The 14,838-nt window shown below is 58.2% G+C and carries 12 protein-coding genes; 6 read left to right on the top strand and 6 right to left on the bottom strand.

Annotated features, from left to right (window positions below; translation table 11 throughout):
- Positions 1 to 13: 13 nt before the first annotated feature.
- Both QOL81_RS21330 and QOL81_RS21335 read right to left on the bottom strand, forming a co-directional pair.
- Positions 14 to 1,636 carry a BCCT family transporter gene (locus tag QOL81_RS21330; protein WP_060422742.1) on the bottom strand — a complete coding sequence of 541 codons (1,623 nt, stop codon included), beginning with the start codon at positions 1,634 to 1,636 and terminating at the stop codon, positions 14 to 16.
- A 364-nt stretch (positions 1,637 to 2,000) separates the two neighbouring features.
- Entirely contained in the window at positions 2,001 to 3,086 is a 1,086-nt protein-coding gene (locus QOL81_RS21335) for a tartrate dehydrogenase (RefSeq protein ID WP_060422746.1), read from the bottom strand.
- Positions 3,087 to 3,168: 82 nt separating this feature from the next.
- Between QOL81_RS21335 and QOL81_RS21340 the strand changes: the two genes are divergently transcribed.
- The 4 genes from QOL81_RS21340 (at position 3,169) to fbaA (ending at position 7,888) form a co-directional block, all read left to right on the top strand.
- Positions 3,169 to 4,128 (top strand): LysR family transcriptional regulator, encoded by a 960-nt coding sequence (locus tag QOL81_RS21340; RefSeq protein WP_274534220.1) that lies wholly within the window; start codon positions 3,169 to 3,171, stop codon positions 4,126 to 4,128.
- A 313-nt stretch (positions 4,129 to 4,441) separates the two neighbouring features.
- Complete coding sequence (gene epd / locus QOL81_RS21345) at positions 4,442 to 5,458, top strand: erythrose-4-phosphate dehydrogenase (protein WP_004931582.1); 1,017 nt, start codon at positions 4,442 to 4,444, stop codon at positions 5,456 to 5,458.
- A gap of 70 nt (positions 5,459 to 5,528) precedes the next feature.
- Positions 5,529 to 6,692, top strand: a complete 1,164-nt coding sequence (gene pgk, locus QOL81_RS21350) for a phosphoglycerate kinase (protein ID WP_025160206.1) — start codon at positions 5,529 to 5,531, stop codon at positions 6,690 to 6,692.
- Between the two features lie 116 nt (positions 6,693 to 6,808).
- Entirely contained in the window at positions 6,809 to 7,888 is a 1,080-nt protein-coding gene (fbaA, locus tag QOL81_RS21355; RefSeq protein ID WP_025304179.1) for a class II fructose-bisphosphate aldolase, read from the top strand.
- Between the two features lie 56 nt (positions 7,889 to 7,944).
- On the opposite strand, the gene QOL81_RS21360 is transcribed toward fbaA, so the two are convergent.
- The gene (locus QOL81_RS21360; protein ID WP_048234646.1) at positions 7,945 to 8,613 is read right to left on the bottom strand and encodes a DUF1345 domain-containing protein; all 669 of its coding nucleotides are present in this window, start codon (positions 8,611 to 8,613) and stop codon (positions 7,945 to 7,947) included.
- A gap of 205 nt (positions 8,614 to 8,818) precedes the next feature.
- Here QOL81_RS21360 and mscS point away from each other — a divergent pair, with 205 nt between their 5' ends.
- Both mscS and QOL81_RS21370 read left to right on the top strand, forming a co-directional pair.
- Complete coding sequence (gene mscS / locus QOL81_RS21365; RefSeq protein WP_015378992.1) at positions 8,819 to 9,685, top strand: small-conductance mechanosensitive channel MscS; 867 nt, start codon at positions 8,819 to 8,821, stop codon at positions 9,683 to 9,685.
- Positions 9,686 to 9,941: 256 nt separating this feature from the next.
- Positions 9,942 to 11,069 carry a hypothetical protein gene (locus QOL81_RS21370; protein WP_102985214.1) on the top strand — a complete coding sequence of 376 codons (1,128 nt, stop codon included), beginning with the start codon at positions 9,942 to 9,944 and terminating at the stop codon, positions 11,067 to 11,069.
- Positions 11,070 to 11,166: 97 nt separating this feature from the next.
- Here QOL81_RS21370 and QOL81_RS21375 read toward each other — a convergent pair whose 3' ends face one another.
- The 3 genes from QOL81_RS21375 to QOL81_RS21385 all read right to left on the bottom strand — a co-directional run bounded on the left by QOL81_RS21375 (position 11,167) and on the right by QOL81_RS21385 (position 14,722).
- Positions 11,167 to 12,516, bottom strand: coding sequence for an MFS transporter (locus QOL81_RS21375; RefSeq protein WP_283440021.1), 1,350 nt, complete (start codon positions 12,514 to 12,516; stop codon positions 11,167 to 11,169).
- Between the two features lie 171 nt (positions 12,517 to 12,687).
- Entirely contained in the window at positions 12,688 to 13,719 is a 1,032-nt protein-coding gene (locus tag QOL81_RS21380) for a methionine synthase (protein WP_033649411.1), read from the bottom strand.
- A gap of 25 nt (positions 13,720 to 13,744) precedes the next feature.
- The gene (locus tag QOL81_RS21385) at positions 13,745 to 14,722 is read right to left on the bottom strand and encodes a DUF1852 domain-containing protein (protein ID WP_187321694.1); all 978 of its coding nucleotides are present in this window, start codon (positions 14,720 to 14,722) and stop codon (positions 13,745 to 13,747) included.
- Between the last annotated feature and the right edge of the window lie 116 nt (positions 14,723 to 14,838).

Consider the following 14,838-nt stretch of genomic DNA (forward strand, 5'->3'; position numbering starts at 1 on the left):
TCTTTTCTTATTGTCATTTCGCCATAGGGCGCGGTTGATACGACGATGGAGCGGAGAGTTCGGCGGCCGGCGGCGCCTCGGGCAGTACCTCGGGCAGCGCCGGCGCGCTGCTTTCGATCAGGTGAGCCGGAATGGCCGCGTAGTCCTGCTTCAGCCAGCGGGCAAAGCCGTAGGTTTTCACCAGCAGCACCAGCAGGAACGGCAGCGCGGTCAGGATCACCGTGGTTTTCATGGTGTCCAGCGAGGCGCCGGTGAACAGGATCGACAGCGGGATCAGGGTGATCACCACGCACCAGAACAGGCGCAGCATCGGGCTGGGATCTTGCCCCTCCTGCAGGTTGCGGGTGCTGGTGGCGGCCATGGTGTAGGCCACCGCGTCCATGTGCGAGGCCAGGAAAATGATCATGATGAACAGATAGGCAGCCAGGAACAGCTTGCCGAGCGGCAGCGCCGTCAGCAGCATCTGCACGGCGGTTTCGCCGCCCTGGGTGCTGAGGATCTCCGGCACGTTGAGCTGCCCGCTGATGAACTGGTGCATGGCGTAGCTTTCCAGCGAGCCGAAGAAGAACCAGCAGCCGAGGGTGCTGCCGAGCAACAGTGCCCAGATCACCTCTTTAATCTTGCGGCCGCGCGAGACGCGGGTGACGAACATCGCCACGCCCGGGGTGTAAGAGATCCACCACAGCCAGTAGAACACCGTCCAGCTGCGGCTGAAGCTGCCGTCGCCCATCGGATCGGTGAACAGACTCATCTGCAGGAAGTTTTGCGCCGTCAGGCCGATGGCGTTGATGGTGTTGTTGATGGTGAACTCGGTGGGGCCGACCAGCAGCACCAACCCGGCGAAGACGAAAGCGCCCCAGCCGACCATTTTGCTCAGGCGCTGCATGCCACCGTCGATGCCGATGTAGGAGCTGAGGCAGAAAATCACCGCCGCCAGCAGGATCACCGTCGCCTGCACCACGAAATTGTCGGGGATGCCGGTCAGCGCCGTCAGCCCGCGAGTAAAGGTGGAAGCCGTCAGCACCAGCGAAATGGTGAGGGCGCCGACGGTGGCGACCAGGAAAATCAGATCCACCATCCGCCCGATCGGGCCGTTGGCGCGCACGCCGGTGATGGCGGAAATGATCCCCGACAGGCTGAGCCCTTTGTTCTTACGCACGTGGAAGTGGTAGGCCATGATCAGCGAGGCGAGGGCATAGGTTGCCCAGGCGCTCAGGCCCCAGTGGAAGAAGGAGTAGCTGATGCTGTATTCCAGCGCCTTCGGGGTGCGCGGCGCGATGTTCAGCCCCGGCGTCTGGTAGTAATACGCCCACTCCATTACCCCCCAATACAGGGTGGACGAGCCGAGGCCGGCGCAGATGAACATGAACAGCCAGGCCAGCGTGGAGTATTGCGGTTTGCCTTCGCCGAGGCGGATGTTGCCGTATTTGCTCAACGCCAGATACAGCACCACCAGCAGGGCGATCAGCACCAGGATTTGAATGGTTGAACCGAACAGCCGGGTGACGCCGTTGAAAATGGTGTTGGCGATAAGCGCGGATTGAGCCGGAAAGAGCATCAGGCAAATGGCGATCAGCGCAATACTGCACAGGCTGATGGCGATGAGCGTGACATCCTTTTTAGGGGTGCTCTGCATGGGAGTGAACTCCTGTTATCGGTGGTGGGCCGGTGCGCGAAGCGTAGGGTGCGCCCGGGCCTTATTGGTTTGAACCCTTTGTTTTGTTACACCGCGAGGAGCAAACGCCCCGGCAAAACGCCGCCGAGAATATTTACTCTTCATTAACATTTTCGAGTGTGCACAAATTACAGGAGGGCCACAATTGGGGCATCTGTAAAAGGATAAAACACAGTATGTAAACAATTTGTTGTGATCTTGGCCGGGGTATTGGCGTGCTTTCTGCGGTGGTTTTCAGCGGATTTGCGGCGGCGATCGAAGCGGAAAAACGGACGTGGCAAAGCAGGGCGCGAAAGGGCGCCCTGCGCAGGAAAACCGGTGATGCTTAGCGTTGCAGCAGGGCGGCGATCGCCTGGCCAACTTGCTGGGTGGAGGCATCGCCGCGCATGTCCGGCGTGCGCGGCCCGTCGGCGATGATGTGCTCGATCGCCTGCAGGATGCCGTCGTGCGCCTGGCGGTAACGGGCATCGCCGTCGCCGAGGAAATCCAGCATCATCGCGCCGCTCCAGATCATGGCGATCGGGTTGGCGATGTTCTTGCCGAAAATGTCCGGCGCCGAGCCGTGTACCGGTTCGAACAGCGACGGGAAGTTGCGCTCCGGGTTCAGGTTGGCCGACGGCGCAATGCCGATGGTGCCGGTGCAGGCCGGGCCGAGATCCGACAAAATATCGCCGAACAGGTTGGAGGCCACCACCACGTCGAAGCGTTCGGGGTTCAGCACGAAGCGCGCGCACAGAATATCGATGTGCTGTTTGTCCCAGGCGATATCGGGGTACTGGCGCGCCATCTCCGCCACGCGCTCATCCCAGTACGGCATGCTGATGGCCATGCCGTTGGACTTGGTGGCGGCGGTCAGGCGTTTGCGCGGGCGCTGCTGCGCCAGCTCGAAGGCGTATTTCAGAATGCGGTCCACGCCCTGACGGGTGAAGACCGATTCCTGGATCACCATCTCGCGTTCGGTGCCTTCGAACATCCGCCCGCCGAGCGAGGAGTATTCCCCTTCGGTATTTTCGCGCACCACGTAGAAATCGATGTCGCCCGGCTGTTTGTTCGCCAGCGGGCAGGGCACGCCGGGAAACAGCCGCACCGGGCGCAGGTTGACGTACTGCTCGAAGTCGCGGCGGAATTTCAGCAGCGAACCCCACAGCGAAATGTGATCGGGCACCGTATCCGGCCAGCCGACGGCGCCGAAATAGATGGCGTCGAAGCCCTTGAGCTGCTCAAACCAATCGTCAGGCATCATCTGGCCGTGGTGCTGGTAGTAGTCGCAGCTGGCCCACTCGAAGGTGTTGAATTCCAGCGACAGATCCCAGCGCGCCGCCGCCGCCTGCAATACCCGTATGCCTTCCGGCAACACTTCCCGCCCGATACCGTCCCCGGGGATAGCGGCAATCTTGTAATTTTTGCTCATACAGAGGTCTCATTTGTAGGTAGGGGAGATTGACAACACTGTTATCCTATAATTGACTAACTGTTAATCAATCTCGAAAACGGTGAAACATAAAACACGAATCATGAACAATATGCCGATCCTGAGTGACCTGCGGGTGTTCGTGCTGGTGGCGCGCCGCGCCGGGTTTGCCGCCGCCGCCGAAGAGCTGGGCGTGTCGCCGGCCTTTATCAGCAAACGCATCGCGTTGCTGGAAAAGGCGCTGGACGTGTCGCTGCTGCACCGCACCACGCGGCGGGTGGCGATCACCGAGGACGGCGAGCGCATCTACGAATGGGCGCAGCGCATTCTCAACGATGTGGATCAGATGATGGACGAGCTGTCCGAGGTGCGTCAGGCGCCGCAGGGCATGCTGCGCGTGGTCAGCAGCTTCGGCTTCGGCCGGCGCTTCGTGGCCCCGGCGCTGTCGGCGCTGGCGCGGGAGTATCCGCAGCTGGAGCTGCGGCTTGACGTGTCCGATCGGTTGGTGGATCTGGTCAGCGAAGGGTTCGATCTGGATATCCGCATCGGCGACGATATCGCCCCTAATCTGATCGCGCGCAAGCTGGCGGACAACCAGCGCATCCTGTGCGCTTCGCCGGCGTATCTGCAGCGCCACGGCGTGCCGAAAAGCGTGGCGGAGCTGGCGGGCCGCGCTTGCCTGGTGATCAAGGAGCGCGATCACCCGTTCGGGCTGTGGCGGCTGCAGGGGCCGGGCGGCGAAGAGACGGTGAAGGTGACGGGGGCGCTGGCGTCGAACCACGGCGAAATCGTGCACCAGTGGTGCCTGGACGGGCAGGGCGTTGCGCTGCGTTCCGCCTGGGACGTGAAAGAGAACATCGACAGCGGCAGGTTGGTGCACATTCTGCCGGAGTATTTTCAGCCGGCCAACATCTGGGCGGTGTACGTTTCCCGGCTGGCAACGTCGGCGAAAGTGCGGGTGACGGTCGAATTTTTGCGCGACTATTTCCGTGAGCACTATGGCGAAACGGGGGCGGCGAGTGAAAATCCGCCGCGGCCTTGAGGCCAAAAATGTGCGCCAGATCATCTTATGCTCGTAAAACTCCCCTCCGTTACTTGTGGAACTGTTGCACCTGTTCCTTTTGCCAAAACTTTGGTTTATGCTCAGCTGAAGCGTTTCAGTTGAAGCACTCTTCGACAGAAATGCCGATGTGACGGCGGCGAAAAGCCGCTGAAGCGCGGGAATAATGCAAACGCGGCGATTCACAGCGGGCGGTGCGATCCACTACTCTATGCGGGTTAGTGAGACAACCAGTCAGCGCCGGCCCGGCGCCGGTGAGTCAGCCCGGCGGGGACGGCCCTTTTTCAGGAGCAGCATGACCATCCGCATAGCGATAAACGGCTTTGGCCGCATCGGCCGCAGCGTATTGCGCGCACTGTACGAATCGGGACGACGGGCGGAAATCTCCGTGGTGGCGATCAACGAGCTGGCGAATGCCGAGGGCATGGCCCATCTGCTGAAGTACGATTCCAGCCACGGTCGCTTCGCCTGGGATGTGCGGCAAGAGTGCGACACGCTGAGCGTCGGGGACGACGCGATTCGCCTGTTGCATCAGCCGGCGGTGGAGCAGTTGCCCTGGGGCGAGCTGGGCGTCGATGTGGTGCTGGACTGCAGCGGCGTGTACGGCAGCCGGGCGGATGGCGAAGCCCATCTGGCGGCGGGGGCGAAGAAAGTGCTGTTCGCCCATCCGGGCGGCAACGATCTGGACGCCACCATCGTGTTCGGCGTCAACCATCAGACGCTGCTGGCGGAACATCGCATCGTGTCCAACGCCTCGTGCACCACCAACTGCATTATTCCGGTGATCAAGCTGCTGGACGACGCCTACAGCATCGAATCCGGCACCGTGACCACCATTCACTCGGCGATGAACGATCAGCCGGTGATCGACGCGTATCACGCGGATTTGCGGCGCACCCGCGCGGCGAGCCAGTCGATCATTCCGGTCGACACCAAGCTGGCCGCGGGCATCACCCGTATCTTCCCGCAGTTTTGCGATCGCTTCGAGGCTATCTCGGTGCGCGTGCCGACCATCAACGTGACGGCTATCGATCTTAGCGTCAGCGTGAGCGCCGCGGTGAAGGTGGCAGAGGTCAACCAGCTGTTGCAAAAGGCCGCACGGGAATCATTTCGTGGTATAGTTGACTACACGGAATTACCATTGGTCTCGATCGATTTTAACCATGACCCGCACAGCGCTATCGTCGACGGTACGCAGACCCGGGTCAGCGGGCAGCACCTGATAAAGACCTTGGTCTGGTGCGACAATGAATGGGGCTTTGCCAATCGGATGTTGGATACCACACGGGCAATGGCCGCCAGCGGTTTCTAGTACGGCGGCGCCGGCGTGACAGGCGCGCTGCTCAGGCAATTTTATAGAGATTCAATAAAGAGGGTTCACCATGTCTGTAATTAAGATGACCGATCTGGATCTGGCGGGTAAACGCGTACTGATCCGCTCCGATCTGAACGTGCCGGTAAAAGACGGTAAAGTGACTTCCGACGCGCGTATCCGCGCTTCCCTGCCGACTATCGAAGCTGCGCTGAAGCAAGGCGCCCGCGTGATGGTGACCTCCCACCTGGGTCGTCCTACCGAAGGCGAGTACAACGAAGAATTCTCCCTGCTGCCTGTGGTCAACTACCTGAAAGATCACCTGAAATCCCCAGTGCGTCTGGCGAAGGATTATCTGGATGGCGTCGACGTCGCTGAAGGCGAACTGGTGGTGCTGGAAAACGTCCGTTTCAACAAGGGCGAGAAGAAAGACGACGAAACCCTGTCCAAGAAATACGCGGCGCTGTGCGACGTGTACGTGATGGACGCGTTCGGCACCGCGCACCGCGCGCAGGCTTCCACCCACGGCGTGGGCAAGTTCGCGCCTGTCGCCTGTGCCGGCCCGCTGCTGTCCGCCGAGCTGGAAGCGCTGGGCAAGGCCCTGGGCAACCCGGCCCGTCCGATGGTCGCCATCGTGGGCGGTTCTAAAGTGTCCACCAAACTGACCGTGCTGGATTCCCTGTCCAAAATCGCCGATCAGCTGATCGTCGGCGGCGGCATCGCCAACACCTTCGTGGCGGCGCAGGGCAACAACGTGGGCCAGTCCCTGTACGAACCTGACCTGATCCCGAACGCGCAGAAACTGCTGGAAACCTGCGACATCCCGGTTCCGACCGACGTGCGCGTCGCGACCGAGTTCTCCGAAACCGCGACCGCAACCGTGAAGCAGGCCAACGAGATCCAGGACAACGAGCAAATTCTGGATATGGGCGACGTCTCTGCCGAGCGTCTGGCCGTTATCCTGAAGAACGCCAAGACCATTCTGTGGAATGGCCCGGTTGGCGTATTCGAGTTCCCTAACTTCCGTAAGGGCACCGAAATTGTCGCCCGCGCGATCGCCGATAGCGACGCTTTCTCTATCGCTGGCGGCGGCGACACTCTGGCAGCCATCGATCTGTTCGGTATCGCTGACAAAATTTCCTACATCTCCACCGGCGGTGGCGCATTCCTGGAATTCGTTGAAGGGAAACCGCTGCCTGCAGTCGTGATGCTGGAAGAGCGCGCTAAGCAGTAATTCAGACAACGGGAGGCGAAAGCCGCCCGTTTGTTTTATACCGCGCGGCTAATGCTGCGCGGCGTGAAAACATCGATTTACATCCATCTACGGCCGACGAAACAGGACAAAGTAACATGTCTAAAATTTTTGATTTCGTAAAACCGGGTGTCATCACGGGTGATGACGTTCAGAAAGTCTTCGCAGTTGCTAAAGAGAACAACTTTGCGCTGCCAGCGGTAAACTGCGTGGGTACCGACTCCATCAACGCAGTGCTGGAAGCCGCGGCTAAAGTGCGCGCGCCGGTCATCGTTCAGTTCTCCAACGGCGGCGCCGCGTTCATCGCCGGCAAAGGCGTGAAGACCGATGTGCCTCAGGGCGCAGCGATTCTGGGCGCCATCTCTGGCGCACACCACGTTCACCAGATGGCTGAACACTACGGCGTGCCGGTGATCCTGCACACCGACCACTGCGCGAAGAAACTGCTGCCATGGCTGGACGGCCTGCTGGACGCCGGCGAGAAGCACTTCGCCGCTACCGGCAAACCGCTGTTCTCTTCCCACATGATCGATCTGTCTGAAGAATCTCTGGAAGAAAACATCGAGATCTGCAGCGCCTACCTGAAGCGCATGGCCAAAATCGGCATGACGCTGGAAATCGAACTGGGCTGCACCGGCGGTGAAGAAGATGGCGTGGACAACAGTCATATGGACGCATCCGCTCTGTACACCCAGCCGGAAGACGTGGCTTACGCGTACGAAAAACTGAACGCCATCAGCCCGCGCTTCACCATCGCTGCCTCCTTCGGTAACGTACACGGCGTGTACAAGCCAGGCAACGTCAAGCTGACCCCGACCATCCTGCGTGATTCTCAGGACTACGTGTCCAAGAAATTCAACCTGCCGCACAACAGCCTGAACTTCGTGTTCCACGGCGGTTCCGGTTCTACCGACGCAGAGATCAAAGAGTCTGTGGGTTACGGCGTGATCAAGATGAACATCGACACCGACACCCAATGGGCGACCTGGGACGGCATCCTGCAGTACTACAAAGCGAACGAAGCTTACCTGCAGGGCCAGCTGGGCAACCCGAAAGGCGCCGATCAGCCGAACAAGAAATACTACGATCCACGCGTATGGCTGCGCGCAGCGCAGACCAGCATGGTGACGCGTCTGGAGCAGGCCTTCAAAGATCTGAACGCGGTAGACGTTCTGTAATCTTCGGCACCTGTTGCACGATGCAAAAGGCTCCCTGCGGGGAGCCTTTTTCGTTTTCAGCCCAGCAGGCCGGCGCCGACGTTGATAGACAGGCCCAGGATCAGCATGTTGAACGCGAAGGAGATCACCGACTGCAGCAGGGTGACCTTACGCACCTCCGCTGCTCCGACCGCCACATCGGCGGTTTGTGACGCCACCGCAATGGTGAAGGAGAAGTAGGCGAAATCCAGATAGGTCGGCTCGGTGAGGTTACCGGGGAACAGCAGCGGCAAAGGATCCTGCTGTGCACCCTGGCGATAAAACTGGTGGGCATAGTGCATGGTGAAGGCGGTCGGCAGCAGCAGCCAGGAGACCACCAGCGTGGCACCGGTCAGCAGCAAATGCAGCGTCTTCAGAGAGCCGGCCACCTGTTTGGCGCTGCTCAGTTCAAACAGGATCGCGAGTAAACTGACCAGGCAACCGAGGCTGACCAGCGTCAGCACCATACTGGCGCTTTCATCCTGCCGCCGGGCGATCTGGCGAATGTGCTGCGGCGTGCTGATCAGCATTAACCGCCAGAGAAACAGCAGGTAGAGCCAGGCCAGCGTATTCCAGCCGATCATCAGGCGCTGCAGCAGCGAAAGTTGGGCGGGCAGCAGCAGAAAGCACAGCAGCCCGGCGCCGACGGAAAACAGCAGCCTGGGCCGCACTTGCCAATAGTGTTTGAGCGAAGAGCGAATGTGCATGATTAACGGATCCCTTGTCGTGAAATGGCCAACGCGCTGTTCTCAGCATAGAAGAAGCGGCGGGTGGTTTCGGCTATTTTTAACGCTGACGGTTGGCATGAGCCTTTAATGTTGGTTACCCTTAGGCGGTGGTTTCCTACTGGCCGCCGAGGCCAGTGTATTTTTGCGAGTTTCTCCCATTAGGGACTGAGTTAGGACGACACGAATGAAAGATTTGAATGTAGTAGACGGCATCAACGGTGCCGGCGACTGGTTGGTGAAGAACCAGGATCTGTTGATCCAGTACGCGGTGAATATCGTCGCCGCCATCGTTATCCTGATCATCGGTTCGATCGTGGCCCGCGTGGTCGGTAATGCGCTGAACCGCGTGATGAAGCTGCGCGGCATCGACGCCACGGTGGCAGACTTTCTGTCGGCGATCGTGCGCTACGGCGTGCTGGCGTTCACCTTCATCGCGGTGCTGGGGCGCGTTGGCGTGCAGACCACCTCGGTGATCGCCGTGCTGGGTGCCGCCGGTTTGGCCGTCGGTCTGGCGCTGCAAGGGTCGCTGTCCAACTTCGCCGCCGGCGTGCTGCTGGTGATCTTCCGCCCGCTGCGCGTGGGTGAATATGTCGATCTGGGCGGCGTGGCCGGTACCGTCGATCAGGTGCAGATTTTCTCCACCACCCTGCGTACCGCAGACAACAAAACCATCGTGGTGCCGAACGGTAAAATCATCGCCGGCAACATCATCAACTACTCCCGTGAACCGAACCGCCGCGTGGATATCGTGGTAGGCGTGGCCTACAATGCCGATATCGACGTGGTGAAGAAGGTGCTGGGCGACGTGATCGCCGCCGACAAGCGAATCATGCATGCCAAAGGCGTGACTGTGCGTCTGAACGAGATGGCACCGTCTTCCCTGAACTTCGTCACCCGCTCCTGGACCACCAACGCGGAATACTGGAACGTGTACTTCGATTTGATGGAAAACTTCAAGCGCGCGCTGGATGCCCACAACATCGGCATTCCGTTCCCGCAGATGGACGTGCACCTGTATCGCACCGAAGACGCTTCCGCCAAGGCGGAATAACAGAGAAGGGGGCCTTGGCCCCTTTTTTTATTGTCATTTTCCCCGTATTAGCCAGGCAGCCATTCACTCTGTCTCCGCTGTATCGATATTAGCGCCAAGCCGATATGCGCTTTCGGAAATTGCAGCCTGTGACAAACAGATGCGGGCGTAATAGCGAGAAGCTCAATAAGTCGCGGTAAAAACGACTTTTCGTTGTTACTGTTTCCTCCTCTGATACCATAGTTTCCTTGTGGATTGTCGATAGGAAAAGGATGAAATGAAAAGGGCTGTTATTGCCGCATTATTGAGCGTCTTGATCTCTGGATGCGGGCCAAAAGCATTGTCGCCTGAACAAATACAGCAGGTAGCCGATTTAAAGTCAGAGCTGGTGAGTACGGATGCCGAGATTGAAAACGCAGCTAAACAGCAGGACATGTTAAGCGGCGGCTTGATTAAATCTCTGGTGATGGCGCGACTGGAAATTCTGAAAACGAACAAGGCGCTTATTCAGCAACGAATCAATGCGATCGAGTCTGGAGCAAAGGTTGAGGTTGTCACGAACCAGACGTCGCCAGATCTGAAGCTGGCGGAAAAACTCACCGCTGAATTGGCAACGCTGACTCGGGAAATATCGACCGCTAAACAAGAGGCCGCACAATACGATGGTGGTCTGGTGGGGTCGATAAAAAAGGCAACGATAGCCACTCAAGAGCAAAGTCTGGCGATGTTGCAGCAAAAATTGCTGTCGGCGAAATATGGCCTGGCCGTCCCGACGATAGCCCATCATGCAACATCAACCGCTTCAAAATCCAATCAGCAGGAAGATCCGGTGGCGAAAGACGCGTTGCTTCCGCCTGGCATTGGGCCGTTTGGCCTGCAAATGGGGTTAACGAAACAGAACGTCGAGGACATGACAGGCGTTACCTTAACGGCAATACCGAATAGTCTTAATATTTATACTACGGAGGTCGTCCCCAAAACGTATAACGCCTTTGAAACTTACATTTTGCTCATCTCTCCCAAGGTTGGTTTATGCCGAATTCGCGCGCTTAGCGGTGATATCAATACGGACAGTTATGGGTTGGCGTTAAAGTCCAAGGTGAAGGACATTGCTGAATCATTGACCGCTAATTATGGCAAAGGAAAAGCCACTGATGTGCTGCTGCCGGGGTCGTTATGGAAAGAGCCTGGTGATTGGATGATAGGGCTGCTTAAAAAAGAACGCTATTTCGGTTTTGACTGGGAAGAGAAAAAAGATAAACCGTTCAAGAACGATTTGCAGGGGATTATGCTTGAAGCGACCGCCGTCAATAGTGGGATTGGGAGCGTTTATCTGCAATATGATTTTAAAAATGTCGATGAGTGCATAAAGGAAGCCAATGACAAGGAAAACAGTGCACTATAGCGGCAAGCGCTTTTGAAAAATAACCGATAGGTTAAGGATTTTTCATGAGAGGCCGAGACGCCATCGAAGGCGTCTCGGCCTTTTCTTTTCCACGAGTTCAGGCGCCGGCGACCGGCTTGGCGAGCGGTGCGCGGCGATGCAGGCTGAGGCGATAGAGCAGGAAGATAGCGACCGCGCCCAGCAGCGCCGGCAGCGCTAGCCAGAGGAAGAACACTTCCGCCGATCCGGCGGCGGTCATCATCCAGGCGCCGAGCATCGAGCCGACGATCGAACCGAAGCGGCCATTGGCCATGGCCCAGCTGACGCCGGTCACGCGGGCAGCGGTCGGGTAAAGGGTGGCGGAGACCAGGTTCAGGCCGTTTTGCGCACCGGCCACGCCGAAGCCAATCAGGAACACGACGGCGGCCAGCGTATAGACGTCGCCCATCAGATACCCGGTCGCGCCGATCACCAGCGCAGCGCCCAGGTAGGAGACGGCCAGCACGCGGTAGGGCCCGATCCGATCCATCAGCAGCGCCATCAGGATGGCGCCCATGGTGCCGCCGAGCGGCACCATCGCCCCGATGCGCGAGGCGTGGGCGATATCGTAACCGGCGTCTTTGAGGATCGTCGGCAGCCAGCTGGTGAGCAGGTAGAACACGAACAGCGAGCAGAAGAACGCCGCCCACAGCAGCAGGGTGCGCACGGCGCGCCCTTCGATAAACAGGTGCGAGATCGGCGACTTGGCCTGTGCCGGGCGTTCGTCATCGACGATGGTGACCCCCGTCCAACGCCGGCCGGTGATACGCTCGACCACCCGGCGCAGCCGATCGGCATGTTTGGCGTTGGCAGCCATAAAGCGTACCGACTCGGGCATCTGCCAGGCCAGCAGCGGCAGCAGCGCCAATGGCGCAATGCCGCCGACCAGCAGCACGCCGCGCCAGCCGAACGCCGGAATGATCTGCCCGGCCAGCAGGCCGCCCAGGGCCAGCCCGGCGGTAAAGCCGCTCCAGCTCAGGGTGACCATCAGCATGCGGCGGCGCGCCGGTGAGTACTCCGAGCTGAGGGTAATGCAGGTCGGTATCGCCCCCCCGAGGCCAATGCCGGTGATGAAGCGCAGCAAGGTCAGGGATTCTATCGATTGCGTATAGGCCGAAGCCAGGGTGCAGCCGCCAAACACCAGCACCGCGACGAGCAGCACGCGTTTGCGGCCGATGGCGTCGGCGATCGGCCCGAACAGCAGGCTGCCGATCAGCAGGCCGAACAGCCCCGCGCCGAAGGCGGGAGAAAGCTGCGAGGGTTGCAGGCCCCACTCTTCACGCAGCGCCGGAGCGATATAGCCGATGATGGCGGTATCGAAGCCGTCCAGCAGGGCGATCAGGAAACACAGGGTAAGGATGAGGATTTGATAGGGCGAGATCCTGGCGCGATCGATAATTTCGCTGATGCGAGCGGTATCTGGGCTCATGAGGGTTCCACTGTTATTAAGCTGTTGTGGGCTGGCTGAGGGGCCGTTCAGGCCGCTGTGGCTGGCATCGCGTAGAAACCCGAGTATACACCAGAGGGGGGACGTTGCGGGGAGAGGGAGTCGATGATCATCGCCCACCGCAGGAGGCTCCTGCGGCAGGCGCTGGCGAGGTTATTTGGCCAGCAGTTCCCGGCGCACGATCTCAGCGCCCGCACTCAAGGCATTCAGCTTGCCGCTGGCGACCTGACGAGGCAGGGGAGCCATGCCGCAGTTGGTCGACGGGTAGAGTTTGTCGGCATCGACAAACTGTAGCGCTTTGCGCAGCGTAGCGGCCACTTCTTCCGGCGTCTCAACGGTATGATTCGCCACATCAATGGCGCCAACCATCACTTTCTTACCGCGAATCAGTTCAAGCAGATCCATCGGGACGTGCGAGTTATGGCACTCCAGCGAGATAATATCGATAGTAGACGTTTGCAGCTTGGGGAACGCCTCTTCATATTGCCGCCACTCAGAGCCCAGCGTCTTTTTCCAGTCGGTGTTGGCCTTAATGCCGTATCCATAGCAGATATGCACCGCCGTTTCACATTTAAGCCCCTCAACGGCCCTTTCCAGGGCGGCGATGCCCCAGTCATTCACTTCGTCAAAGAACACGTTAAATGCGGGCTCATCAAACTGAATAATGTCGACGCCGGCGGCCTCGAGCTCTTTGGCTTCCTGATTGAGGATCTTGGCGAATTCCCAGGCCAATTTTTCGCGGCTTTTATAGTGGTTGTCATAGAGCGTGTCGATCATGGTCATCGGCCCCGGCAGGGCCCATTTAATCGGCTGCTTGGTCAGCTGGCGTAAAAATTTGGCGTCTTCAACGAACACGGGCTTTTGGCGCGCGACCGCCCCCACGACGCTCGGCACGCTCGCCTCATAGCGATTGCGGATTTTAACCACTTCGCGTTTCTCGAAATCGACGCCGCTGAGGTGCTCGATAAACGTCGTGACGAAGTGCTGGCGCGTTTGCTCGCCATCGCTGACGATATCGATGCCGGCCTGTTGTTGTTCAGCCAGCGACAAACGCAGAGCATCCTGTTTCCCTTCGATTAATTCTTCATTCTGCAATTTCCAGGGTGACCACAGGGTTTCCGGTTGGGCCAGCCAGGAAGGTTTAGGCAAGCTGCCGGCGGTCGACGTAGGGAGCAATATTTTCATAATAGATGACCTGTATTTGAGTGAATCAAAGCGCGTAGTGAGCAGACCATTGCTCAAGAATGGGCTTGTAGGGCTTGATAAATTGCTCTTCCGTAAATTTCCCCTGCTCAATCGCTAACTGGCTACGCTCTTCGCGATCGTAAACAATCTTGGTTAATGAATGATCCTGGTTATTCAGGCTTGGCTGATAGCATTGCCCCGCCGCCGAGTTGGCATTGTAAATTTCAGGTCGATAGATTTTCTGGAAGGTCTCCATCGTGCTGATGGTGCCGATCAGTTCCAGATCGGTGTAATCGCTCAGCAAATCCCCGGGGAAATAAAACGCCAGGGGCGCAACGCTATTTTTCGGCATGAAGTAGCGCACCTGCAGGCCCATTTTTTTAAAATACCGGTCGGTCAGCGAAGCGCCGTCTTGCCGATATTCGTCGCCCAACACCGGATGTTGATTGCCCGTCCGATGATAGGTGTCTTTGCTGGACACGCTGAGGCAGATCACCGGCGGTTTGCTGAAATTCTCATGGTATGCGTTTGAATTGACGAAGTGCTTAAAGATATTGCCGTGCAAATCGCCGAAATCATCCGGAATGTTGAATTCCGCCGTGTTTTTATTGTGCGCCGGCAGCAAGACGCTAAAGTCGTAATCGCGCACGTAAGACGAGAAGTTATTCCCGACGATGCCCTCAAGACGCTTTTGCGTTTTTTTATCAATGATGTTGGTTTTCAGGATTTCAATCACCGGGAAGCTGGCACCCTTAACTTCAACGCGCATCTCAACCGAAATGATTTCAAGCTCAACCGAATAGCGGTCGGCCTTGGGGTTATCCCAATGCGCCAACGAATTGAAGCGATTGTTAATCATCACCAGCGTGTTGCGCAGGTTCTCCCGGCGGTTTTCCCCTCTGGCCAAATTGGCGAAGTTGGTGGTGATACGCGTACTTTCAGAAGGGTTATAATCTTCATCGAAAGAACTGCTCTTAATCGTAAAGGCAAAGTCTCTATTCATCGTCTTATAGCATCCTGTTATATGATATGAAGGCTGGATTTATCCATTTCTTTCAATGGGTTGTTTTTCTCTTTTTTTATTCAGCCGATTTCATATTGTCTGTCGTTAATGAGGTC

Source organism: Serratia sp. CC22-02 (genome assembly GCF_900182895.1).
Classification (GTDB): domain Bacteria; phylum Pseudomonadota; class Gammaproteobacteria; order Enterobacterales; family Enterobacteriaceae; genus Serratia; species Serratia nevei.